Source organism: Thermococcus sp. (assembly GCF_026988555.1).
GTDB lineage: Archaea > Methanobacteriota_B > Thermococci > Thermococcales > Thermococcaceae > Thermococcus.
Map to the genome: position 1 here is coordinate 45,864 of NZ_JALSLB010000013.1, position 22,503 is coordinate 68,366.

The 22,503-nt window shown below is 54.9% G+C and carries 23 protein-coding genes and 1 pseudogene; 17 read left to right on the forward strand and 7 right to left on the reverse strand.

What is annotated here, in order from left to right; all coding sequences use genetic code 11:
* Window positions 1-46: 46 nt before the first annotated feature.
* From MVK60_RS01330 to MVK60_RS01340, 3 genes and pseudogenes are all read left to right on the forward strand, one after another.
* Window positions 47-1,821 (forward strand): annotated as a pseudogene (locus tag MVK60_RS01330) (tRNA uridine(34) 5-carboxymethylaminomethyl modification radical SAM/GNAT enzyme Elp3).
* 9 nt (window positions 1,822-1,830) lie between these two features.
* Entirely contained in the window at window positions 1,831-2,346 is a 516-nt protein-coding gene (locus MVK60_RS01335) for a YkgJ family cysteine cluster protein (RefSeq protein ID WP_297435675.1), read from the forward strand.
* A gap of 30 nt (window positions 2,347-2,376) precedes the next feature.
* Window positions 2,377-2,883, forward strand: a complete 507-nt coding sequence (locus tag MVK60_RS01340; RefSeq protein WP_297435677.1) for a hypothetical protein — start codon at window positions 2,377-2,379, stop codon at window positions 2,881-2,883.
* 43 nt (window positions 2,884-2,926) lie between these two features.
* Here the strand turns inward: MVK60_RS01340 and speD are convergent, their stop codons facing one another.
* Together speD and MVK60_RS01350 are read right to left on the reverse strand one after the other, a co-directional pair.
* On the reverse strand, window positions 2,927-3,343 hold the full coding sequence (speD, locus tag MVK60_RS01345) for an adenosylmethionine decarboxylase (RefSeq protein WP_297435722.1): 417 nt from the start codon (window positions 3,341-3,343) through the stop codon (window positions 2,927-2,929).
* 28 nt (window positions 3,344-3,371) lie between these two features.
* On the reverse strand, window positions 3,372-3,590 hold the full coding sequence (locus MVK60_RS01350) for a hypothetical protein (RefSeq protein ID WP_297435679.1): 219 nt from the start codon (window positions 3,588-3,590) through the stop codon (window positions 3,372-3,374).
* A gap of 76 nt (window positions 3,591-3,666) precedes the next feature.
* On the opposite strand from MVK60_RS01350, the gene MVK60_RS01355 reads away from it, so the two are divergent.
* The 13 genes from MVK60_RS01355 to MVK60_RS01415 all read left to right on the forward strand — a co-directional run bounded on the left by MVK60_RS01355 (window position 3,667) and on the right by MVK60_RS01415 (window position 16,977).
* A complete protein-coding gene (locus tag MVK60_RS01355) occupies window positions 3,667-4,587 on the forward strand; it encodes a protein translocase subunit SecF (RefSeq protein WP_297435681.1) in 921 nt (306 codons plus the stop codon).
* Complete coding sequence (locus MVK60_RS01360; protein ID WP_297435683.1) at window positions 4,584-6,131, forward strand: preprotein translocase subunit SecD; 1,548 nt, start codon at window positions 4,584-4,586, stop codon at window positions 6,129-6,131. The genes MVK60_RS01355 and MVK60_RS01360 overlap by 4 nt, the downstream gene beginning before the upstream one ends.
* Complete coding sequence (locus MVK60_RS01365) at window positions 6,131-6,826, forward strand: TrkA family potassium uptake protein (RefSeq protein WP_297435685.1); 696 nt, start codon at window positions 6,131-6,133, stop codon at window positions 6,824-6,826. Before MVK60_RS01360 ends, MVK60_RS01365 begins: the two co-directional genes overlap by 1 nt.
* A 146-nt stretch (window positions 6,827-6,972) precedes the next feature.
* A complete protein-coding gene (locus MVK60_RS01370) occupies window positions 6,973-7,284 on the forward strand; it encodes a V-type ATP synthase subunit H (RefSeq protein WP_297435686.1) in 312 nt (103 codons plus the stop codon).
* 1 nt (window position 7,285) lies between these two features.
* Entirely contained in the window at window positions 7,286-9,289 is a 2,004-nt protein-coding gene (locus MVK60_RS01375; RefSeq protein ID WP_297435688.1) for a V-type ATP synthase subunit I, read from the forward strand.
* Window positions 9,290-9,304: 15 nt separating this feature from the next.
* Window positions 9,305-9,790, forward strand: coding sequence for a V-type ATP synthase subunit K (locus tag MVK60_RS01380; protein WP_297071077.1), 486 nt, complete (start codon window positions 9,305-9,307; stop codon window positions 9,788-9,790).
* A gap of 37 nt (window positions 9,791-9,827) precedes the next feature.
* Window positions 9,828-10,439, forward strand: a complete 612-nt coding sequence (locus MVK60_RS01385; protein ID WP_297435690.1) for a V-type ATP synthase subunit E — start codon at window positions 9,828-9,830, stop codon at window positions 10,437-10,439.
* A 5-nt stretch (window positions 10,440-10,444) separates the two neighbouring features.
* A complete protein-coding gene (locus MVK60_RS01390) occupies window positions 10,445-11,545 on the forward strand; it encodes a V-type ATP synthase subunit C (protein ID WP_297435692.1) in 1,101 nt (366 codons plus the stop codon).
* The gene (locus MVK60_RS01395; protein ID WP_297435694.1) at window positions 11,542-11,850 is read left to right on the forward strand and encodes a V-type ATP synthase subunit F; all 309 of its coding nucleotides are present in this window, start codon (window positions 11,542-11,544) and stop codon (window positions 11,848-11,850) included. Before MVK60_RS01390 ends, MVK60_RS01395 begins: the two co-directional genes overlap by 4 nt.
* Before the next feature lie 6 nt (window positions 11,851-11,856).
* The gene (locus MVK60_RS01400; protein ID WP_297435696.1) at window positions 11,857-13,614 is read left to right on the forward strand and encodes an ATP synthase subunit A; all 1,758 of its coding nucleotides are present in this window, start codon (window positions 11,857-11,859) and stop codon (window positions 13,612-13,614) included.
* Window positions 13,615-13,619: 5 nt separating this feature from the next.
* Complete coding sequence (locus tag MVK60_RS01405) at window positions 13,620-15,011, forward strand: ATP synthase subunit B (protein WP_297435698.1); 1,392 nt, start codon at window positions 13,620-13,622, stop codon at window positions 15,009-15,011.
* 28 nt (window positions 15,012-15,039) lie between these two features.
* Window positions 15,040-15,693, forward strand: coding sequence for a V-type ATP synthase subunit D (locus MVK60_RS01410; protein WP_297435700.1), 654 nt, complete (start codon window positions 15,040-15,042; stop codon window positions 15,691-15,693).
* 45 nt (window positions 15,694-15,738) lie between these two features.
* Window positions 15,739-16,977: a DHHA1 domain-containing protein gene (locus tag MVK60_RS01415; protein ID WP_297435702.1), complete on the forward strand. Its 1,239-nt coding sequence runs from the start codon at window positions 15,739-15,741 to the stop codon at window positions 16,975-16,977.
* Window position 16,978: 1 nt separating this feature from the next.
* On the opposite strand, the gene MVK60_RS01420 is transcribed toward MVK60_RS01415, so the two are convergent.
* Entirely contained in the window at window positions 16,979-17,812 is an 834-nt protein-coding gene (locus MVK60_RS01420; RefSeq protein ID WP_297435704.1) for a 7-cyano-7-deazaguanine synthase, read from the reverse strand.
* 85 nt (window positions 17,813-17,897) lie between these two features.
* Between MVK60_RS01420 and MVK60_RS01425 the strand changes: the two genes are divergently transcribed.
* Window positions 17,898-18,965: a DUF1464 family protein gene (locus MVK60_RS01425; protein WP_297435706.1), complete on the forward strand. Its 1,068-nt coding sequence runs from the start codon at window positions 17,898-17,900 to the stop codon at window positions 18,963-18,965.
* A gap of 14 nt (window positions 18,966-18,979) precedes the next feature.
* Here MVK60_RS01425 and MVK60_RS01430 read toward each other — a convergent pair whose 3' ends face one another.
* The 4 genes from MVK60_RS01430 to MVK60_RS01445 form a co-directional block, all read right to left on the reverse strand.
* Complete coding sequence (locus MVK60_RS01430; RefSeq protein WP_297435708.1) at window positions 18,980-19,654, reverse strand: hypothetical protein; 675 nt, start codon at window positions 19,652-19,654, stop codon at window positions 18,980-18,982.
* Between the two features lie 49 nt (window positions 19,655-19,703).
* Window positions 19,704-20,621, reverse strand: a complete 918-nt coding sequence (locus MVK60_RS01435; RefSeq protein WP_297435724.1) for a radical SAM protein — start codon at window positions 20,619-20,621, stop codon at window positions 19,704-19,706.
* Window positions 20,622-20,668: 47 nt separating this feature from the next.
* On the reverse strand, window positions 20,669-21,370 hold the full coding sequence (locus tag MVK60_RS01440; protein WP_297435710.1) for a dihydroorotate dehydrogenase electron transfer subunit: 702 nt from the start codon (window positions 21,368-21,370) through the stop codon (window positions 20,669-20,671).
* On the reverse strand, window positions 21,348-22,503 hold a 1,156-nt coding region (locus MVK60_RS01445; RefSeq protein WP_297435712.1), incomplete at its 5' end, for a dihydroorotase. The genes MVK60_RS01440 and MVK60_RS01445, both read right to left, overlap by 23 nt.

Here is a 22,503-nt window from a genome sequence, read left to right on the forward strand (position 1 = left end):
AAACCCTTTTAAAACCGAGCCTCAACTCCAGCCGAGAGGTGTTGAGATGGGTGAGGGTGAGTTTAGGAAGGCCGTTGAGGAGCTCGCGAGGGCCGTCATGAAGGGCGAGATAAAGAGCCGTGAGGAGCTCAACAGGTACAAGATAGCCGTATCCAGGAAGTATCATCTCTCAAAGATTCCCGGTAACTCGGACATCCTCAAGGCCATCCCTGAGGAGAGAAGGGAAGAGTTCAGGGAACTGCTCAAAAGGAAGCCCGCTCGTACAATAAGCGGCGTGGCAGTCGTGGCTATGATGACCAAGCCCTTCCCGTGCCCACACGGGCGTTGCATATACTGCCCCGGCGGGCCGAGCGTTGGCTCTCCGCAGAGCTACACTGGGAGGGAGCCCTCAGCTTTGAGGGCCGTTCAGAGCGCCTATCATCCCTACATCATCATGATGCGTCGCCTTAAACAGCTCACCGACATAGGGCACGACGTCGACAAGGTCGAGGTCATCATCCAGGGAGGTACTTTTCCAGCGGTTGATCTCGACTACCAGGAGTGGTTCGTTAAAGAGGCATTCAAAGCGATGAACGACTTCCTGCACTTCAGGGATATAAAAAACCTCGATGAGAAGCTCGTCAGGCTAATTGTTAAGGGAGATGAGTCCGTCTTTGATGAGGACCCGAAGTTTAAGGAAGCATGGGAGAAAACCCACTCAAAGCCCTACTACTACCTCGAAGACGAGCAGAGGAAGAACGAGAGGGCCAAGGTCAGGATGGTCGGCTTGACCATCGAAACCCGTCCGGACTGGGCCTTTGAGAGGCAAATAGACAGAATGCTGAAGCTCGGAACAACGAGGGTCGAGCTCGGCGTCCAGACGATATTCAACTTCATCCACGAGCGGACTAAAAGGGGTCACGGCGTTGAGGAAATCGTTAAGGCCACCCAGCTCCTCCGCGACGCTGGCCTTAAAATCAACTACCACATAATGCCCGGTTTACCTGGTAGTAACTTCGAGCGCGACCTCTACACTTTTCAGGCTATCTTCGAGGATCCCCGCTTCAGACCGGACATGTTGAAGGTGTACCCCACCTTAGTTACCGCCGATGCACCGCTCTATCGCTGGTGGAAGGAGGGTAAATACCGGCCATACCACACGGAAGAAGTCGTTGAGCTTCTGGTTGAGGCATACAGGCTCTTTCCCAAGTGGGTTCGCGTTATGAGGATTCAGCGCGATATTCCAGTTCAGCTCATCGTTGACGGCGTCAAGCACTCCAATTTGGGTCAGTTGGTCTTCAACGAGCTGGTTAAGAGGGGCATAAAACCGAGGGAGATTCGCTTTAGGGAAGTCGGTCACATGATGGAGAAGTTTGGAATCCAGCCCGAAACCGAGCACATCAAACTGCTCCGTGAAGACTACGATGCATCGGGCGGAAGGGAGATATTCCTCAGCTTTGAGGACACAAAGAACGACATCCTCATCGGCTTCCTCCGCCTCAGAATTCCGAGCGAAGAGGCCCACCGGAGGGAGATAAACTGCTGTCCCTCAGCCATAGTCAGGGAGCTCCACGTTTACGGCCCGCTCGTGCCAATAGGTGGAAAGCCGAAGTACGAGTGGCAGCACCGGGGCTACGGCAGGGAGCTGTTGGTGGAGGCCGAGAGGATAGCGAGAGAGGAGTTCGACGTCAGGAAAATACTTGTTATCAGCGGTGTCGGCGTGAGGGCTTATTACCGGAAGTTCGGCTACCGTAAAAACGGCCCCTATGTGGCAAAGAGGCTCGATAGGGGCTACGCGGACCTTGAGAAGGAGTCCACTTCAATGGACACCTGAACACGTGAGGTGACCCCATGCGCTTCAAACCCAGGCCCTTCCGGGAACCGGTGTCCTTCAGGTGTCTCTACTGCCTCGACTGCTGCAGAGGGAGGCACGTGTATCTGACGCTGAAGGACATTGAGGAGATAGCGAAGACCGGCCATGACCCCCAGGATTTCGTAACGTTCTCGGTTGAGGGAAATAGGATACGCTTCGTTCTCAGCGTTAGGGAGTGGGATTTGGGCTGCATTTTCCACGACCCGGAGACCGGGAGGTGTCGGGTACACGACGCCAACCCCATAATCTGCCGTATCTATCCATTCATGGTCTCCCGCAAGCCCCTCGGCGTTGAGGGAGAAAAGCCGTTTCACTACAAAGGCCAAGAACTGTGGCTCTATTACGATGAGGGCTGCCCGGGAATAAACGCGGAGGGGTCGGACACGACGATAACTCCTGAGGAGATAGCGGAGCTCGGCCTTGGGTTCGAGATGGAGTTCGAGCGTACTGATATGGACGGCTTTGTGAAGTTGCTCGATGGGCTTGACGACTAACCTTTTAAGCTCGGTACCGGGGCTGGAATCATGGAGCGAGAACTTCGCTATCGGCGTGCCTCATCCTGGGAGTACGATCTAATCCTCCGCGAGACAGAGAAGTACGGCGAGCTTAGGCACAGCTTTTTTGCCGTGATTGAGGGGAAGTTCCGCGACGTTTACGCCGTGAACGAAGCTGTCTGGGAGAAGGTAGAAAACCTCAAGCTTAAGCCCTACGCCTACGGGACCTTCGTGGGCACGATAAAGGTGGATAAAAACCTGGTCGAGAAGTTCTATCCCAACGTTGAGTTCTTCTACTTCGTTGAAATCGACAGGAACTACGCCGTTCTAACGCCGAAGGCGGGCTTCCTCTTCACCACCGGAAAGGACGTGCCGAGGAGCGGCGTGAGAAAATACAGCTGGCAGGGGACGAAGAAATTAGTAATCTACGATGAGAACGGGATAATCCTCGGCATAGGGCGGATAAACCCCAAAAGTGGGAAAAAGTTCATTCTGAACGTTACTGACATCGGTGAGCCAATACGGCGGAAGCGCTGATTGAATAGTGCTGGATAAAGGGGTAGAAAAGTTGGGTAACCTTTTAGCCTTTTCCGTTTCTTCTGAGGGCCTCTTCCCAGGTCATTATCATATGTGTATATGTGTCGTCGTCCTCGTATATGCCGCGCTTTATCTCGGAGACGTGGGCGTACTTCGCCTTTATTTTATCCAGGATGTAATCAACGGCGGTCTCCGGATCGGGCCGCGTACCGCAGGTGTATACGTCTATTGCGGCGTAGCCCTCCTCCGGCCAGGTGTGGATTGAGAGGTGGCTCTCTGCGACGACCACCATCCCGCTGACACCGGTAGGGGAGAATCTGAAGAAGTGGGTCATCTTAACCTCCATCTTACCGACCTTGGCCGCCTCTAGGAAGACCTCTCTAAGCTTTTTAGCGTCAGCCAGTATCTCAGGATCGCAGCCGGCGGCCTCAACAACGTAGTGAAATCCGATCGTCCCTATCTCGCCCATGGTTCTCACCCCTGTCCCACTATATCGTTCCCTTTTTAAAGTTAAGCCCGGAAGCTAAGAGCTGTGGTGCGGTCTTTTTAGTGTTAAGCGGTTTTAATCTGCCTGTGAATACATAAAGCTGGCATTTAGCCACGGTTTTTATCATGGGCTGCCGAGCGTTAGCTAGGACATTTTTCCAGCGTTTCTGTCCTCCTTTACTTTTATTCAAGGTTGCGATTTCCTGTACGTCCCTGAACATCCAGAACCATTAATCTTAAAACTCATGGGTCATACTAACGACAAGTTTTGCAAAAAGTCTCGGAAGGGGTGAAAGAATGGCGAAGTCTAAAACCAAAAAGGCGCCTCAGCCCTCCGCGGGTGAGGCTGTTCGACTGAAGAAGCGGGAGAAGCTCAGGTTCCTCTCTAAGATGGGGTATAAAAAAATGATACTTTATCCACTGGCAGTTTTTGTTATTGCCGTCCTTATCCTGGCGGTTCACTTCCCAACCCTTGGAATAGACCTTAAGGGTGGAGTTGTGGTAACCGCAACGGGGATAACCGCAAACCCCGACAATCTGGCCAAGTACATCCACGACCAGACCGGTGTAAACGTGAACGTTGAAAGCTTCACGGGACTTGGAGGCAGCGGTGTAAGGGTGTACGCCCCGGCCGGCACCGACCCGGGGGTGATCATCAGCGCACTGGAAAAGAGGTACCCAAACGCCCAGTACCAGCACAGCGATGTCTCGGCAACCTTTGGTAAACTTGCGCAGAAGCAGGGCATCAAGGCCATAGTTCTGGCGTTTATAGGAATGGCTGCGGTGGTTTTCCTGTTCTTCCGGAACCCGGTCTCATCAACGGCAATAGTATTCTCGGCCTTCTCAGATATGGTCATAGCGGTCGCCACGATGGGGCTGTTCGGAATACAGCTCACAACCGCAACCATAGCGGCCCTTCTGATGCTCATAGGTTATACTGTTGACAGCAACATCCTCCTCACAACGAGGGTTCTCCGCAGGAAGGAAACGGACGTGGAGAGCGCGTACCTTTCGGCGGTTTCAACCGGCTTCACCATGAGCACCACAACCCTGGTGGCCCTGATAGTCCTGCGACTTGTCTCGACATCGGAGGTCATCGACAACATAGCGGTGGTTCTCATCTTCGGTCTCCTCGCGGACTTCATGAACACGTGGATCTTCAACGCGGGCGTTCTCCAGTGGTACCTGGCCAGAAACACCGGAGGTGGTAGGGCATGAAACGCAGAACCAAGAAGCTTCTTCACAACTGGAGGATACTCCTGCTTATCATCGTGCTCGTGGGGGCGATAGCCACCCTTGCGGTTAGGCCCCTCACTTACGGTATAGACATAAGCGGTGGCGTTGCCATAGTGGCCCAGACCGAGCATCCCGTTGACAAGGGCACCATGGACACCGTTGTTCACTCACTGCAGAACAGACTCAACACCTTTGGACTGCGCGACATCAGCGTGGAAGCCCAGGGCGGTGGAGGCGGCAGCTATCAGATAGTGCTGGTGAAGGTCGCCAACGTCTCCAGTGAGGCTGAGGTGAAGGCCCTCAAGGACGTTATACAGAGCCAGGGTGTCTTCTACATGGAGTTTGATGGGACCGTCTTTGGAACGGGTAAGGACGTCGAGTACGTTGGGTATTACAAGCTGGAACCGGCTGGAAACGGCGTCCGCTGGAACGTACCGTTTAGGATATCAAAGAGCGCCGCCAGCAAGTTTGCAAAGCTCGCCAAGGGCAAGCCCAACTGGCCGGTGGACATGTACCTCGATCCCCCGGTCAACGCGCTCCTCGTGGTTCCCCAGAGCGTGTACAAACTCATGAACAGCTCGACCTTCAACTCCCAGGCGCCTCAGGCACCCACCCTCCTTCAGAGGATCTCCTCTGCGTTCAACACCACAACCATTGCCTACGCAAACCAGACTGCTGCGGAGATAGCCAAGCTCGCCAAGGGCAAGGATAAGGTTGTTCTCGTCGGCGTCGGCGAGAACTTGGTGAAACCCCTGAAGGCCATGAACATAACGACCAGGTACATTGAGCGCGGTGTCGGAGAGACCGACAATCAGCTCATCATCCGCACCCTGGGACTCTACGGCCCTTACGCGGTGGATCCCGATCTCGCCCAGGGGATTCCTCACCAGGACGTTCAGATCACGGGAACCGCCGCGAACAGGGTGGCCGCTGAGCAGGAGGCCAACACCGTCTACACCGTCCTTAAGAGCGGTTCGCTACCGGTTAAGCTCAACGTTATAGGAACCGAGTTCATATCACCCAGGTTGGGGGAGAACTTCAAGAAGCAGGCCGCCTATGCCGGATTGGGCGCCCTGATAGCCGTCCTTTTGGTGGTCTACCTCCACTACAGGAGATGGAAGATAGCCATTCCAATAGCATCCACAAGCCTCTTTGAGGTCACGATAATACTCGGTGTCGCAGCGCTCATCAAATGGAACCTTGACCTTCCGAGTATAGCAGGTATCATCGCGGCCATAGGTACGGGCGTTGACCAGCAGGTCGTTATAACGGACGAGCTCCTTGGTGGGATGGGCCAGAGCAGGATCAGCAGAAGGTCGAGTCTCCTGAAGAGGATGGGACGTGCGTTCTTCATCATCCTGGCCTCCGCAACGACCACCATAGTGGCTATGGCGTTCCTGCTGTTCTACTTCGTGGGAACGCTTAAGGGCTTTGCCTTCACCACGATACTTGGGGTGCTCATCGGGGTTCTCATAACGAGACCCGCGTACGCCGAGATAGCCAAATACCTGCTCGGTGAGGACTGATGTTCGTCGTGATAATGGGCGCCGGTAGGGTCGGCTACCTCGTGGCCAAGATGCTGGAGCAGGACGGCCACGACGTCACCATAGTTGAGATGGACAAGGAGAGGGCCAAGGAGCTCTCCCTCCTTGTCAACGGTCTGGTCATAGAGGGCGACGCAACCGACCCGAAGACCCTGGAGGAGGCCAACATAAAGCAGGCGGACGCTTTTGCGGCCTTGACTGGTAAGGATGACGCTAACCTGCTCGCCTGCATTCTTGCCAAGCATCTGAACCCCAACGTCAGAACGTCCCTCAGACTCGGAAACCCGAAGAACAAGCGCATATTCGAGGAGGTCGGCGACCTGAAGAAGTACTTTGACTTCGTCATAAGTCCCGAGGAGATAGCGGCTGAGTACATCAGCAGAAACATCGTCACCCCCGGCTTTGATAGGGTTCTGTTCCCTGGGGAAGGGGCGGAGATAGTGCGCTTCCACCTAACGGGGGACAACGAGGTGGCGGGCAAGCTTGTGAAGGACCTGAAACTTCCAAGGGACGCATTGATAGTCGCGGCCTACGATGAGAGGGGGAACCTGATAATCCCATCCGGTGACACGAAGCTCCCAGAGAGGGGGCAGATAATAATCTTTGCAAAGAACAACGTTCTGGACGATGTTAAGGGCCTTTTTGAAAAGAGAAAGTCTGAAAACGAAAAGACCTAGACCCATATCCTCTTTTTGTTTATCTACCCCTGCTCGGAACCATTCCATGCCCTGGTTGGGGGGTTTACCATAAACTATTTAAACCGGTTAGGGAAGCCAAAAGTGGCTTAAGGGTGCCTGTTTTCAATTTCATTGGGGGGCTGATCATGGAGGACGTCATCAAACAGATTGTTGAGGCCGAGAAAAAAGCAGAGGAACGTATTGAACGCGCCAAGGAGGACGCTAGGGAGATAGTTCTCAAGGCGAGAGAAGAGGCCAAGCTGATTGAAGAGAACATCCTTAAAGAAGCGGATGAGAAGGCCAGGTCCATTATTGAAACGGCCCGACATGAGGGGGAGGATGAGGCTAAAAAGATCATCACAGGGGGGGAGGAGGAGCTTGAAAAACTCAGGTCGAAGGCGATGGCCAACTTTGAGGCCGCTGTATATGAGGGAGTAGAGCTCATAAGAGGGGGCTGACATGTTCAGGCCGGAGGAGATGCTTAAACTCGAGATAATAACGCTCAACCGCTACAAGGACACCCTGCTGACCTACCTTCATGAGGAGGGTGTGGTCGAGATCCGTGAAGTGAACGTGGACATCGCCCAAAATGATTCGCCCAACGAGTTCCATAGGAAGGCCGCCTCGTACAGTATCACGATATCCCGGCTGGCTGATTTTCTTAAAGCCTACAAGAAAAGTGCCGGTGGAGGAATTAAGAGTTTCATATTTCCCCCAGAGCCCGTAAGGAAAACCTACAGATACGAGGGTATTGAGAAGCTTATAAAGGACGTTGAGGCGTTCCTGAGTATCGTTGAGCCAGAGATCAAGGCGGTTGAGGGGAAGATAACCTCCACCCAGACTGAGATAGAGCGCATAAAGGGAGACATGGCCGTACTTGAACTTCTCTCGTGGCTCGACCTTGACGTGTCATACCTCCGCTCAACTGATATGCTCGAAATAGTTGTTGGAACTGTGGATAAGAACAGGTTCAGGGCCCTCGTTGATGACGTCAAGGGGGCAACTGAGGGCCGCTTTACGGTGGTCTCCAAGGAGTTCAAGGACAAGGTTATGGTGGTTTTCCTCTTCTTGAAGGAGGACTACGAAAAGGCCAACCCCGTCCTGGCCAAGCACTCCCTTGAGAGGATAGAGGTTCCCGAAGGGAATGGGACACCGAAGGAGCTTCTAAAGGTCTATGAGGAAAAACTGGAGTCCAAGGAGAGAGAACTTGAGGCCGCCAGGAAGGATGCCGAGATGCTCGCGAAGCGGTACTACGAAGACGTTAGGTTCTACCAGGAACTTATGGAGAACGAGAGGGACAAGGCCTCGGTTCTTCCGATGCTCGCCAGGACCAACATGACGTTTGCAATGACGGGCTGGGCCCCAAGGAATAGGGTGAACTCTATAATTGAGGGCATCAGACGCGTCACCGAGGGGAAGGTCTACATCCATGTTAAGGATCCCTCCGAGGAGGAGCTGGACGAGATCCCGATAAAACTCAAGAACCCGAAGTGGGCCAGGCCGTTTGAGATGCTCACGGAGATGTACGGCGTTCCAAAATACAACGAGTTCGATCCCACCCCCATAATAGCATTTACCTATTCGTTCTTCTTCGGCTTCATGCTCACCGATTTCTTCTACGGTCTCATAGTGGGCGTGGTAGCGGCCCTGCTCGTTAAGGGGCACCGTAGGTTCAACGACGGCACGTACAAGTTCGCGTACACCCTGCTCATCAGCTCCCTCTTCACGATGGGCATGGGCGCCCTATTCGGCAGCTACTTCGGCAACGCTGGAGACGTGGTCCTCCAGTACATCACGGGAAACCCCAGCGCCCACTTCCCGCGTATAGCGGATGCCCTCCGGGACCCGATGTTCGTCCTGATCCTAGCGCTGGCCATAGGTCTCGCTCACCTATTCACAGGTTACACCCTTGGTTTCATCGTTCGCTGGAAGAACAAGGACAAGATGGGCGCCATACTCGAGCAGCTTCCCTGGATGATCATAATCCTCAGCATAGTGCTCTTCGCCACCAAGAACCCGGTACTTGCAATGCCGGCGAAGGGGCTGTTTGGGCTTGGTCTCATCCTCTTTGCGGTGGGCGAAATAGTCGCGAACGGTGGACTGGCTGGGCTGATGATAATCTCCGACTTCTTTGGCTTCGTTGGAACGTGGCTCAGCTACGCTAGGCTCATGGCCTTGGCCCTTGCGACGAGCGGTATAGCTATGGTCGTCAACGTCTTGGTGGCTATGGTCTGGGGCATAAAAATAAGCGCGGTTCCCCTAGGCATTGTGCTTGGCCTCATAGTGTTCATTGGAGGCCAGCTGTTTTCGACCGCCATAAACGCCCTTGGAGCTTTCGTTCACTCTCTCCGTTTGCAGTACGTTGAGTTCTTCGGAACGTTCTACTCCGGAGAAGGCAAACCCTTTGAGCCCTTCAGGGCGAAGAGGGAGGTTTCAAAACTGGAAGTTGAGGTTGAAGCTTAAGGAGGTGTTTGAAAGATGGATCCGATAGTTTACGTATCCCTTGGAGCGGCCCTTGCGGCCGGACTTGCCGGAGCAGCTTCGGCATTCGGTGTTGGTGTTGCAGGTGCAGCTGCAGCCGGAGTAGTCGCAGAGGACGAGAAGAACTTCAAAAATGCCCTTATCCTCGAGGGTCTGCCAATGACCCAGAGCATCTACGGGCTGATTACGCTGTTCCTGATACTCCTGAGTGCCGGTATTATCGGCGGCGGCTTCAAGTTCACCGCCAGCACCCCTGACAACATCGTCAAGAGTGCAATCCTCCTCGGTGCCGGTCTCACCGTTGGTCTCACCGGCCTTTCGGCCATCCCGCAGGGTGTCATAGCCAGCGCCGGTATCGGTGCCGTCGCCAAGAACCCGAAGACCTTCACCCAGGGCATCATCTTCGCGGCAATGGCTGAGACCATGGCCATCTTCGGTCTCGTCGGTGCACTGATAATGATAGCCACTGGAGTTGGCCTCTGAGCCCTCCAACTTTCTTTGTCTTGAAGGGGGAATGTAAATGGAAGGGGCAGAGCGTATAATCCAGGAGATAAACAGGGAAGCGGAGCAGAAAATCCAGTACCTACTCAGTGAGGCCCAGGAAGAAGCCAATAAGATCCTGGAGGAGGCAAAGAAAAGGGCCGAGGTCAGGGCCGAGTGGATACTCAGAAAGGCCCAGACAGGTGCCGAGATAGAGAAACAGCGTATAATAGCCGGCGCCAAGCTGGAGGTCCGGAAAAGGCGTCTTGCCCTTCAGGAGGAACTCATCCAGAAGGTTATCACAGCGCTCCACGATAGGCTTTCCCAACTTCCGGACGAGGAGTACTTTCCAATGCTCGTTGACCTAACCTCTGAAGCGGTTAACGAACTTGGAATGCCAAAGGCCCGCATCCTCTCCAACGAAAGGACCCTTAAGCTCCTTAAAGCCAGAAGGGACGAATTCGAAAGCGCGGTAGCTGATAAAGTCGGCAGGAATGTGAAAATGGACATCGGTGAGCCTATCAGCACCATTGGTGGTGTGCTGGTTGAGAGCGAGGACCGCAGCGTTAGGGTGGATAACACTTTCGAGGCGAGGATGGAAAGGTTTGAAAGTGATCTCAGGGCCCGTATCGCCAAGGCTCTATTCGGGTGAGGGTGATGGAAGCAGGGACGATAACCGGAATCCTTGACACGACACTTGCGCTCGTGTTTACCTGGGTAGCGTACAAAACGGGCTCCTACATATACAAGTACACCCCATACTCCTACCCCAACGCGAGGATAAACGCGATGGAGGCCAAACTCCTCACCGAGCAGAGGTTCAACGAACTCGCGGAGAGCCGGACCCTGAACAACTTCATCGTCAGTCTTGAGGACACCGACTACAGGGAGTACTTTACCGACGTCTCCGAATACAGCCTTGAAGAGGTTGAGAGGGGACTTGAAAGGGCCTTGGCCGGGACCTACGGGATGATGTTCGACATCCTGCCAAAGAGGGCTGGCCCCTTCTTCAGGCTCCTCTTGGAGGAGTGGGACGTCAGGAACATTGCCAGCGTTGTTAAGGCCAAGAGCCTCGGAGAACCCGCAGGTGACTACGTCATAGAGCTTGGAGGCATGGTTCCCAAGGTGAAGGCGATGGTCGAGGCCAAGAGCATGGAGGAGATGCTGGTCATCTTGGAGGGTTCCCCATACGAGGAACCTTACCAGAAGTTGCTACTTGGGGAGATCAGCCTCCAGGAATTTGAAACGGAGCTGTACAGAATGCACTACTCGAAGCTCTTGGACTACGCCCTCTCAAGAAAAGGGGAGGAGAGGGTGATCCTTGAGGAGTTCGTGAGGCTCAAGATAGACAAACTCAACATCCTGACCCTCCTGAGGGCAAAAGCGGCCCGTATGTCTGCCGAGGAAATAAGGCCCCTCCTCATAAACTGCGGGAGCTTGAAGCTTGATTCAATGCTCCACGTCGACGACCTGAGCATGGCCCTTGCTGAGCTGGACGGGACGAAGTACGGTCAGGTAATACGTGACGTCAGGGAAGAAGTCGAGAAGGATCTCAGTTTGCTGGAGAGAACCCTTGAGGGCCACATCGTAACCCGCATGAACGAACTCACACGGTTCTATCCCCTAAGCGTTGCCACTCCCCTCAACTACATAGTGCGGAAGGAGCGCGAGATCAGAAAGCTCAGGGCTATTGCAAAGCTGATCGCCGATGGAATGCCTGCTGAGAGAATAAAGGGAATCGTGGGTGGTGTCGCATGAAGATCGCGGTGCTTGGTGACAGGGATACTGCCCTGGGCTTTAAGCTGGCCGGGGCTCATGAGGTTTATCCCTTCGATACCACTCCGTTGGAGATCGAACGGCTCAAGAACAAGGTTGACGAGCTGGTTGGAAGGGAGGACATCGGAATCATACTCATAACGGAGGGGCTGGCTCAGAGGATTGAGTTGCCGGACGTTACGTTCCCTATCATTCTTCAAGTGCCGGACAAGTCCGGTACTAACTACGGGGAAGAAAGCATTAAGGAGATAGTTAGAAGGGCAATCGGTGTTGAGCTGAAGAGGTGAAGGAGAATGGGAAAGATAATTAGAGTTACTGGTCCGTTGGTCGTTGCGGATGAAATGAGGGGCTCCAAGATGTACGAGCTCGTTCGCGTCGGCGAAATGGGACTCATAGGGGAAATAATCCGGCTTGAGGGTGACAGGGCCGTCATCCAGGTCTATGAGGAGACCTCCGGCATAAGGCCCGGGGAGCCGGTCGAGGGAACCGGTGCTTCACTCAGCGTTGAACTTGGTCCGGGCCTTCTCACTGCCATGTACGACGGAATCCAGAGACCGCTCAACGTCCTCAGGGAGCTGAGTGGCGACTTCATAGCGAGGGGTCTCACCGCCCCGGCCCTGCCCAGGGACAAGAAATGGCACTTCAACCCGAAGGTCAAGGTTGGTGATAAAGTTGTTGGCGGAGACGTACTCGGCGTCGTCCCCGAGACGGACATCATAGAGCACCGTGTTCTCGTTCCTCCGGGAGTAGAGGGCGAGGTAGTGGAGGTAATCGAGGAGGGCGACTACACCATTGAGGAGGTTATTGTCAAGGTCAAGAAGCCGGACGGGGGCATTGAGGGACTCAAGATGTACCACAAGTGGCCCGTCCGCCTCAAGAGGCCCTACAGGACAAAACTCCCGCCGGAGGTTCCGCTCATCACCGGACAGAGGACCATAGACACCTTCTTCAGCCAGGCGAAGGGTGGAACTGCCGCCATCCCCGGTCCGTTCGGTTCAGGAAAGACCGTCACCCAGCACCAGCTTGCCAAATGGAGTGATGCCCAGGTCGTCGTCTACATAGGCTGCGGTGAGCGCGGGAACGAGATGACCGACGTCCTTGAGGAGTTCCCGAAGCTCAAGGACCCGAAGACCGGAAAGCCGCTTATGGAGAGGACCGTTCTCATAGCCAACACCTCGAACATGCCGGTCGCGGCCAGGGAGGCCTCAATCTACACCGGAATTACAATAGCCGAGTACTTCAGGGACATGGGCTACGACGTCGCTCTCATGGCAGACTCCACATCGAGATGGGCTGAAGCTCTGCGTGAAATCTCAGGCCGTCTCGAGGAGATGCCGGGTGAGGAGGGGTACCCTGCTTATCTCGCGAGCAAGATTGCCGAGTTCTACGAGAGAGCTGGAAGGGTTGTAGCCCTCGGAAGCGACGAGCGCATTGGTAGTGTCTCTGTCATAGGTGCCGTTTCGCCGCCGGGCGGTGACTTCAGCGAGCCGGTCGTCCAGAACACCCTCCGTGTCGTCAAGGTTTTCTGGGCCCTCGACGCGGACCTCGCGAGGAGGAGGCACTTCCCGGCCATCAACTGGCTGCGGAGCTATTCCCTCTACCTGGATGCCATACAGGGATGGTGGGAGCGGAACGTTGACCCCGACTGGAGGAAGATGCGCGACAGGGCTATGGCGCTCCTCCAGAAGGAGGCTGAGCTGCAGGAGATAGTCAGGATAGTCGGTCCAGATGCACTGCCGGATAGGGAGAAGGCGGTGCTCATAGTCACGAGGATGATACGTGAAGACTACCTCCAGCAGGATGCCTTCGACGAGGTCGACACCTACTGCCCGCCGAAGAAGCAGGTCACCATGATGCGCGTAATCCTCAACTTCTACAACAAGACCATGGAGGCTGTTGACCGCGGTGTTCCGGTGGAGGAGGTAGCCAAGCTTCCGGTCAGGGAGAGGATAGGCCGTATGAAGTACGAGCCCGAGATTGAGAAGGTCAAAGTGCTCATCGATGAGACAAACGCTCAGTTCGGGGAGCTGTTTAAGAGGTACGGGGCGTGATGTCGATGCCGGGAATGGAGTACTCAACCGTTAGCAAGATTTACGGGCCACTCATGATCGTTCAGGGCGTCAAGGGCGTCGCCTACGGCGAGGTTGTAGAGATAGAGACCGATAGTGGAACGAAGAGGAAGGGTCAGGTTCTTGAGGCCAGACAGGACATGGCAATCGTCCAGGTCTTTGAGGGAACGCGCGACCTTGACGTCAAAACGACGCGCGTTCGCTTCACCGGTGAGACCCTCAAGGTTCCAGTTTCGATGGATATGCTCGGCAGGGTCTTCAACGGTATCGGAAAGCCGATCGACGGTGGGCCGGAGATCATACCCGAGGACAGGCGCGACGTCCACGGTGCACCCCTCAACCCTGTTGCCCGGGCTTATCCGAGGGACTTCATCCAGACCGGTGTCTCGGCCATAGACGGTATGAACACCCTCATCCGCGGTCAGAAGCTGCCCATCTTCAGCGGTTCCGGTCTTCCGCACAACATGCTCGCCGCCCAGATAGCCAGGCAGGCCAAGGTCCTCGGTGAGGAGGAGCAGTTTGCGGTGGTCTTCGCCGCGATGGGTATCACCTACGAGGAGGCCAACTTCTTTAAGAAGAGCTTCGAGGAGACTGGTGCTATCGAGAGGGCCGTCCTCTTCCTCAACCTCGCCGATGACCCGGCAATCGAGCGCATCATCACCCCGCGTATGGCACTCACCGTTGCGGAGTACCTTGCCTACGACTACGACATGCAGGTTCTGGTTATACTAACCGACATGACCAACTATGCGGAAGCTCTGCGTGAGATTTCCGCGGCGAGGGAAGAGGTCCCCGGAAGGCGTGGTTATCCGGGTTACATGTACACCGACTTGGCGACCATCTACGAGCGTGCCGGCCGTGTCAGGGGCAGAAAGGGCTCCATCACGCAGGTGCCCATCCTGACGATGCCGGACGACGACATCACCCACCCGATTCCAGACCTGACTGGCTACATCACAGAGGGGCAGATAGTCCTCAGCAGGGAGCTTCATAGGAAGGGTATCTATCCACCCATCGACGTCCTCCCGAGCCTCAGTCGTCTGATGAAGGACGGTATCGGGAAGGGGATGACCAGGGAAGAACATCCACAGCTCAGCCAGCAGCTCTACGCTGCTTACGCAGAAGGACGCTCCCTGAGGGATCTCGTGGCGGTCGTCGGAGAGGAGGCACTCAGCGAGACCGACAGGAAGTACCTAAAGTTCGCCGACCGCTTTGAGAGGGAGTTCATTGCCCAGCGCTACGACGAAGACAGGAGCATCTTCGAGACCCTCGACCTCGGATGGGAGCTTCTCGCCGAGCTTCCGGAGAGCGAGCTCAAGCGTGTCAGGAAGGAATACATCCTCAAGTACCACCCCAAGTACAGGAAGAGGGGCGAGTGAGCCCCTATCAACCTTTTAGGTGGTCAAGATGGCAGAACTGCTCAACGTGAAGCCGACACGGATGGAGCTCCTCAACCTCAAACGACGTATAGCCCTGGCAAAGAAAGGTCACAAGCTCCTCAAGGACAAACAGGATGCCCTTATCATGGAGTTCTTCACCATCTACGATGAGGCGCTGAGTCTGCGGCATGAACTCGGTCAGAAGATGGCCGAGGCGTACGGTGTGCTTCAAATGGCGGAGATAGACGTTGGCACGCTGCGTCTCCGTGAGATAAGCCTCTCGGTCAAACCCAACCGTGAGGTCGAGATAAAAAGGCGGAACGTCATGGGGGTTCCGGTTCCCCTCATAGAGTCCGAGTCCTTCAGGAGGAGCACCCCGGAACGTGGGTACCCCTTTGTGTCAACATCGCCGAGGGTTGACGTTGCATCGGAGAAGTTTGAAGAAGTTCTCGACCTTGTGGTTCGCCTGGCTGAGGTGGAGGAGACCCTCAAGAGGCTCGCGAAGGAGATAGAGGTCACCAAGAGGCGCGTCAACGCGCTCGAATACATTATAATCCCGCGCATGGAAGCCACCGTCAAGTTCATAAAACAGAGACTGGACGAGATAGAGCGCGAGAACTTCTTTAGGCTGAAGAGGGTCAAGGCCCTCATCGAGGCCAGGGTCCAGGCCGAGGGCTCCTGACGGAACCCTTTTATTATCCCGTTTCCTTTTCTTTCCGGTGGTTTCATGACGGAGAAACTGTTCTATGCCGACGCTTATCTCAGGGATGCGGAGTCGGTGATCAGGAAGGTTGAGCTGGAGAAGGGAAGGGCAAGGGTTCTCCTAGAGGGAACGATTTTCTATCCTAATGGTGGTGGCCAGCCCTCTGACCGGGGAACGATAGCCGGCGAGGGCTTCAGGATAACCATTGAAAATGTCGAGGGTAAGGAAGATGTATGGCACGAGGGACGGCTTGAGGGCAGGGTTCCGGAGCCTGGTGAGGGTGTTAGGCTGATCCTCGACTGGGAACGGCGTTACGAGAACATGAAGGCTCATACCGGTCAGCACATCCTTTCTGCCGTCATAAAGGACCTGCTCGATGCCAATACGACCGGCTTTCAGATATTCGATACTTACAACAAGATCGAGATAGACTACCCGGGCGAGCTCACTTGGGATACCGTACTGGAGATCGAGAGGGTGGCCAACGGGGTCGTGTGGCGTGACCTTCCAGTTGAGGTGGAAGTTTATGGGGAACTCCCCTATGAGCTCAGAAAAAGGCTCAGGAAGGAGCTCTCCGATAAAGTCAGGCCCCCGATAAGGATAGTCTCCATTCCAGGGGTTGACGTGATACCCTGCGGCGGGACGCACGTGAGGAGCACCCGTGAGGTCGGTATCATAAAGGTCGTCGACTTCTACCGGAAGAGCAGGAAGCTCTGGCGCATCGAGTTCGTCTGTGGAAACCGGGCGCTGAAGTACCTGGACGGGCTTATGGCGGACTACTGGCTGAGCCTCGATGAGATGCCGAACAAGAACCGTCCGCTCGTAGAGCGAGTGAGGGAGCTTAAAGCTGAGTTGGAGGCTCTGAAGGCTCAAAAAGATTCCCTTAGACGGTCCCTTTTGGAGTGGAAGGCAAAGGCACTGCTGGAAACGGCGGAGGAGGTTAAGGGACTGAGGGTGATTGTTCATCTGGAGGAGGCCCAGCTGAAGGACGCCCAAGCGTTTGCAGTTTACCTCGTGGACAGAAATCCGAACACCGTTGCCTTAGTAGCCGGTAATAACTACGTCATCTTCGCTAGAAATCGGGAGGCCGGGAGGGTCTCTATGAGCGAACTGTTGAAGGACGTCCTCTCAACGGTGGGTGGGGGAGGTGGCGGCAGCGAGGTCCTCGCCCGTGGCGGTGGGTTCAAAGTAGCGCCGGAGAAGGTGCTTCGGCTGGCACTGGAGGCTCTGAAGGGTAAGCTTGAGGAGGCTACCTCCCCGTGAGTCATCTCCCTTTGAATGGTTCCTCCAATCCCAGTCTCTTGAATACGATTCTCCTCTGTTCCTCGTGGATGGAGGGGTGTCTCAGCTCCTTCTCCGCCTTATCTCTGCTCATGAGACCGTACCTGACGAGGGCCGCTATCCTTCGCTGTTCAAAGCTGTGTCCGTGCTTCTCCCAGTAGCGCTCCAGTGCGGGCCCGAGGATGAGACAATTTGTCGTGTAGCCTGGCAGCTCAGGGAATTCGAAGGGTAATTTTTCTAGTATCCCAAAGCGCTCTCCCTCCGTCATCATTGAGAGGAGTCTTATCTGGACCACACCTCCTCTCATCTCCCTGTACGGATGGTGGCCGAAGGGAAGTTCGTGTCCCGTGATTATGTAACGGTACCCTTTTCCAACCGCGTACTTCCTTAACCTCTCCATAGTTCTTTTGGAGCAGGCCCGGCAGGGACTCTGACCTTTTAGGAGGGCCTCGCGGAAGATGTCGGAGTAATCATACCTCAGGAGCGTGAACGGGACATCCAGGTGCCTGGCTATTTTTCGGGCGTTCTCTATGGCCTCCTCAGCCATCAGCCCGTGGTCTACCATCACCGCCTCCAGCTCTCGAACCTCATAAACTTTTTTTGCAAGGTACAGGGCAACGACGCTATCCTTCCCCCCAGAGTATGCCACCAGGGCTTCATCGACCCCCACCATGATCTCTTCGAGCTCCTTCCGCACGTCCGCTATGTTCGGGGGGTGCCTTAGGTAGATCTGACATTCCCTGCAGAGCGGCTTCCCATTTATGATGTCTATCTTTGCGGTTCTTTCGTCGTGAACGCAGAGTGAGCACTTCAGCATGAGGCCGGTTGAGTGGCTCCTCTTAAAAGGGTAACCCAAACCGCAAATTTCAAAAGTGCCCCTGTGGAGATAGGCCGGTGATCGTATGAGAGTCGTGGGGGTTGATCCAGGTACTAAGAGCTTTGACATCATCGGACTTGAGAACGGTAGGATACGGCTTGATCTGAGCTTTCCAAGTGAGGTGGTCGCTGAGGATCCTAGAAGAATAGTGAAGGCGATAGAGGATTTTGAGGCGGACTTCATAATAGGCCCATCAGGCTACGGCCTCCCGCTTAAGCGTATAACCGACCTAACCGAGAGGGATCGCTTTGAGATGACCCTTGTTCGGGAGGATGAACTCAAGGAGATTCCGGTTCTAACCGGCCTTCAGGAGATGGTAAACGAGATGGCTGAGAAGGGGATGAACGTCTGGTTCATTCCAGGTGTTATCCATCTCCCGACCGTGCCGGAGTGGAGGAAGTACAACCGGATCGACATGGGAACGGCCGACAAGATGGCGATAACGGTGCTCGGTATTTATGACCGGGCAAAGCGCCTCGGACTTGACTACGGTGACGTCTCATTCGTCCTCCTTGAGGTGGGTTTCGGTTACAACTACGCAGGTGCCGTCGGGGGTGGGAAAATCGTTGATGGCATCGGTGGAACCATTTTTCCGGGTCCAGCCTACGTGAACAGCGGCGCCCTCGATGGAGAGGTGGCGTACCTCATGGGTGGTGTTAAGAAGTGGCACCTCTTCTGGGGCGGGGCGACGGTAATAGCGGCCGACGAGATACTTTCACCTGAGGAGTTCATTAAGAGGCTTGACGAGGAACCCTTCGCGAAGGCTTGGGAGGCAATGAAAGACGGCTTCTTAAAGGCCGTTGCAAGCGAGCTGGCGGTTCTTGGCAACGCTGAGGAGATAATACTATCCGGCAGACTGATGCGTGTAGAGGCCCTGAGGAACGATGTGAAAGACCTCTTCGAGGAGCGTTTTGGTCTTCCCACTGTCATGCAGAGGGGTCTTGGGGGCATGGCGAAGGAGGCCGCACAGGGAAGCGCAATAATAGCGGACGGTTTGGCCGGCGGTGAATTCAGGGGCCTGGTTGAACACGTCGAGATAAAGCGGAGCAGTGGGAGCATCCTCGACTACGTAAGACTTCCGCTGGAGCTTTGACTTGCCCATTTGCCTCATCTTAAACGTTTTAAACGCGATGAAAGACTTTGGCGGCTGGATCTTACCTTTCCCTTGATCTTATCGGTTCTGTTTTTTCCAGTCCGTGCCGAGAAGAAAAGCACCACCGGTGCCACGTTCTGAAGAAGCACTCCCCGGTGCCCCCTTGTCGTGAACCATCCAAAGACCAGCCCAAAGATCAAGCCTGCCACCCAAAGGGAGAGGATAAACCCTCCAGCACCTATCCTTGGACCCTCAGTGATGGAGAGCGTCTTGTAGGCGAGGGCAATGGAGGCCATGAACACGGTCTCCATCAGAAGGGAGAACTTCATCACGTTCCCGATTAGGGAGAGAATACCTCCCTCGCTGTATTCCTTCAAGATTCCCTGGTCGTGAAGACCGTAAACCAGGGTGCGCGTGACATTGGCACCGCTTCTGAATGATAAAAAGCCGAAGAACTCCGCCAGCACGCCGGCGCTTCTGAGCTTCCAGACGGCCCATACCCCCACCGCGATCCAGGTTAGTGTGTGGAGCCAACCGTAGCTCCTCTCATCGTCCTTTGGGATATCCACGCCAAGAATCCGCTTCCAAAGCCTCGTCCCAGCGCCCACGAAAGGTTTCATGACGAGCGTTGCAAGGTTCATCAGTAGGAAGACCGTTAACAGGATTGTCGAGAGGAGCCTCTCCAGCATCGCCTTTCCCGGAATACCTCGGAGGGAATGTTTAAGACTTTTATCCTCTTTAAGATGTGGGCCACGTTCTCTCCCTCTTAACCGAGGGTGCAACCTCCCTTACAACGCGCCTCGCGCTAAAGAGCGTCAGAGGGTCCATCGTCCTGTATACAACCAGCTGACAACCGCTTATTCGGACGTCTATGTATTTTTTCACCCTTATAGCGGTTTTTATCAGTTCTCTAACGCTTTGGGCCCTATCAAAGTCAAGACCTGCCTTCTTCAATCTCTCAACGTTGAGTTCGTGAACCGTCAGCGGCTGGAGCATCATCTCATCCACTCCGAGGGAAGCAGCCAGCTCCGCTATCCTGGGTATCTCGTTGTCGTTTATTCCGGGCATGAATATCGTCCTGACGACGGAGCGGACGCTTTTATCTGAGCCGATTATTCTAAGGGCGTTAATGACGGCATCAAAGGTGTCCGCGTTGGTAATCCTGAGGTGCTTCTCCCTCGTTGATGCGTCGAGACTTATCATGACCAAGTCAAAGTCGAGTTTTTCCCACAGCGCCTCGGTTAGGAGAGAACCGTTGGTCTGGAGGTCGAGCCTCGCCTCTGGAAACCTCTCACGGAGCGTCCTGTTCACCTCAACTATGCGTGGACTTATGAGAGGCTCCCCATACTGGGAGACGGTTATCGCCTTCGGGTTCCCCCAGCCGTAGTATCCGGGTTTGGGAGCCTTTCCGAGCCTAACCGCGACGTTGGAGTAGCAGAAGATGCAGTCGTGATTGCACGCCGGCGTTAACTCATAACTTGGATGGTGGACGGGGTTTGGGTTGCTTAACTCAATTCCCTGACACCCCAGACAGTGGGATGGCTCCTTCATGTCCATGATGAACTCTTTGAGTAGCCTTGCCTCCCGGTTCTCAAGGATCTGAGGCTCCACGCCCATACTTCTCGCAAACTCCTCCCAGCTCATTCTCACGGTCACGGTACTCACCAAACGTGGTGGTCGGGAAGGATTTAAAAAGTGGTTGGTTAGAGGACATCCCTTAAGGCGGGACCCTCAAAAACCGGTCCATCCCTGCACACCAGCCACTTTCCTAGGTTGCAGGAGCCGCAGACACCGATTCCGCACTTCATATATCTTTCCGCTGAGACCTGTACGTTCCGATACCCTGTGATCTTCAGCACTGTCTTGAGCATGGGTTCCGGACCGCAGGCGTAGACTTGGTCGAACTCGTCCAGCCTCTCGGCGAGGACGTCCGTTGGAAATCCTCTTCGTCCGGCCGAACCGTCGTCAGTGGTCACCACCACCTCATCTACGTAGTTCGCGACGTCCATCGGGGCGAGCTCGTCCGCCGAACGGGCGCCGTATATGAGGGTCGTCTTCTCGAACCTGCCCTGGGTCTGCTTGGCCAACGCGTACAGTGGGGGGATTCCTATTCCTCCAGCTATTAGGGCCACTTTTTTTCCACGGGGCTTGAATCCTCCCCCGTATGGTCCACGGAACCACACCCTATTGCCCGGCTCCAGGTCAAACAGCCGTGATGTGAACGGCCCGATGCGCTTGACCACGATGGTATCAACATCGGCCAGGCTGAAGGGCTTCTCTCCAACGCCTGGAAGCCACAGCATGATGAACTGCCCCGCATTGAACTCAACCTTCCTTTCGAATCGAAAGGCCTTCACGTCCTTTGCGACCTTCCATACCTCCCTAAGAACGGTTGTCTCCAACATCGATCCTGGCCCCCTGCGGCTTTCCTGTGGTTTCATCTTCCTCCATAACAACGTTACCCCGGATAACCGTCATTATCACTTTCCCCTTCAATTTTTTGCCTTCCCACGGGCTCCATTTGGATTTGCTGTAGAACTCCTCCGGCTTAACAACCCACTCCCTCCTAAGATCGACCACGGTGAAGTCTGCATCTTTGCCGACTTCAATGCCCTTGTTCCTTATTCCAAATATCTTAACTGGATTCGTGTGCATTTTCCTGACTATGTCCTCAACATCTACCACTCCTCTATTGACCGCATCCAAAAGGAGTGCCACCTCGGTCTCGAGGCCAGGAATCCCGGCCGCACCCTCTTCCTTATCCCCAAGTGTGTGGGGAGCATGGTCGCTGGCAATCAGGGGAATCCTCGAAAAGTTCTTCCATAGAAAGGCCCTGTCACTCTCGGCCCTCAGCGGGGGGTAGACCTTTAAGAGCGGGTTCCTCTCGTAGTCCCTCCTAGTCAAAAAGAGATGATGGGGTGTGACTTCAAAGTTCACATGGGGTAGTTTTGCTCGCAGGATCTCAGCCGTACCGGCAGCTGTAGACACGTGGCAGATGTTGAGGGGTTTTTTGAATTTTTCGGCGGCGTTAAGTGCCCGTTTAATTGCGATTATCTCCGCCTCTGGAGGCCTTTTAGGCCTTTCGACTATTATTGCCTGATCCTCCGCGTGAACGCTTACCACGCCCGGCGCACAGGAGTAGTCCCTCTCAAAGTCCTCCGAGAACATTCCCCCGGTCGAGGTCCCCATAAAAATCTTGTAAAAGTCGGCGTTAGCAGCTTCAGCTTCCATGCAGTTCCCCGCCAGTAAAAAGCCCAGCGCGTAGTTGGAGTATGCCTTTCCCACGAAAGCCTTCTCTCTCCGGCGAAACGTGGCTGCATTAATGATCGGGGGCTTGGTGTTGGGCATGTCAAAGACGGTCGTTATCCCACCGTGAACCGCTGCCATGGTTCCGGTTCTTACGCTTTCCTTCGATTTCTCGCCAAAATCTCTGAGGTGGGTGTGGACGTCTATCAGCCCGGGAAGAACCATCTGGCCCCGTCCCAGTTTTATGATTTCCTCCCCCTTTAGGGTTCCGATTGATATTTTGACTATTTTG

Excerpts from the sequence above, each read along its gene's own strand:
- MVK60_RS01380 (WP_297071077.1), top strand. The coding sequence starts at position 9,305 with ATGGATCCGATAGTTTACGTATCCCTTGGAGCGGCCCTTGCGGCCGGA.
- MVK60_RS01390 (WP_297435692.1), top strand. The coding sequence starts at position 10,445 with ATGGAAGCAGGGACGATAACCGGAATCCTTGACACGACACTTGCGCTC.
- MVK60_RS01415 (WP_297435702.1), top strand. The coding sequence starts at position 15,739 with ATGACGGAGAAACTGTTCTATGCCGACGCTTATCTCAGGGATGCGGAG.
- MVK60_RS01370 (WP_297435686.1), top strand. The coding sequence starts at position 6,973 with ATGGAGGACGTCATCAAACAGATTGTTGAGGCCGAGAAAAAAGCAGAG.
- MVK60_RS01365 (WP_297435685.1), top strand. The coding sequence starts at position 6,131 with ATGTTCGTCGTGATAATGGGCGCCGGTAGGGTCGGCTACCTCGTGGCC.
- MVK60_RS01360 (WP_297435683.1), top strand. The coding sequence starts at position 4,584 with ATGAAACGCAGAACCAAGAAGCTTCTTCACAACTGGAGGATACTCCTG.
- MVK60_RS01420 (WP_297435704.1), bottom strand. The coding sequence starts at position 17,812 with ATGCTGAAGTGCTCACTCTGCGTTCACGACGAAAGAACCGCAAAGATA.
- MVK60_RS01350 (WP_297435679.1), bottom strand. The coding sequence starts at position 3,590 with ATGTTCAGGGACGTACAGGAAATCGCAACCTTGAATAAAAGTAAAGGA.
- MVK60_RS01340 (WP_297435677.1), top strand. The coding sequence starts at position 2,377 with ATGGAGCGAGAACTTCGCTATCGGCGTGCCTCATCCTGGGAGTACGAT.
- MVK60_RS01405 (WP_297435698.1), top strand. The coding sequence starts at position 13,620 with ATGCCGGGAATGGAGTACTCAACCGTTAGCAAGATTTACGGGCCACTC.
- MVK60_RS01400 (WP_297435696.1), top strand. The coding sequence starts at position 11,857 with ATGGGAAAGATAATTAGAGTTACTGGTCCGTTGGTCGTTGCGGATGAA.
- MVK60_RS01440 (WP_297435710.1), bottom strand. The coding sequence starts at position 21,370 with ATGTTGGAGACAACCGTTCTTAGGGAGGTATGGAAGGTCGCAAAGGAC.
- MVK60_RS01375 (WP_297435688.1), top strand. The coding sequence starts at position 7,286 with ATGTTCAGGCCGGAGGAGATGCTTAAACTCGAGATAATAACGCTCAAC.
- MVK60_RS01395 (WP_297435694.1), top strand. The coding sequence starts at position 11,542 with ATGAAGATCGCGGTGCTTGGTGACAGGGATACTGCCCTGGGCTTTAAG.
- MVK60_RS01335 (WP_297435675.1), top strand. The coding sequence starts at position 1,831 with ATGCGCTTCAAACCCAGGCCCTTCCGGGAACCGGTGTCCTTCAGGTGT.
- MVK60_RS01355 (WP_297435681.1), top strand. The coding sequence starts at position 3,667 with ATGGCGAAGTCTAAAACCAAAAAGGCGCCTCAGCCCTCCGCGGGTGAG.
- MVK60_RS01425 (WP_297435706.1), top strand. The coding sequence starts at position 17,898 with ATGAGAGTCGTGGGGGTTGATCCAGGTACTAAGAGCTTTGACATCATC.
- MVK60_RS01430 (WP_297435708.1), bottom strand. The coding sequence starts at position 19,654 with ATGCTGGAGAGGCTCCTCTCGACAATCCTGTTAACGGTCTTCCTACTG.
- MVK60_RS01385 (WP_297435690.1), top strand. The coding sequence starts at position 9,828 with ATGGAAGGGGCAGAGCGTATAATCCAGGAGATAAACAGGGAAGCGGAG.
- MVK60_RS01410 (WP_297435700.1), top strand. The coding sequence starts at position 15,040 with ATGGCAGAACTGCTCAACGTGAAGCCGACACGGATGGAGCTCCTCAAC.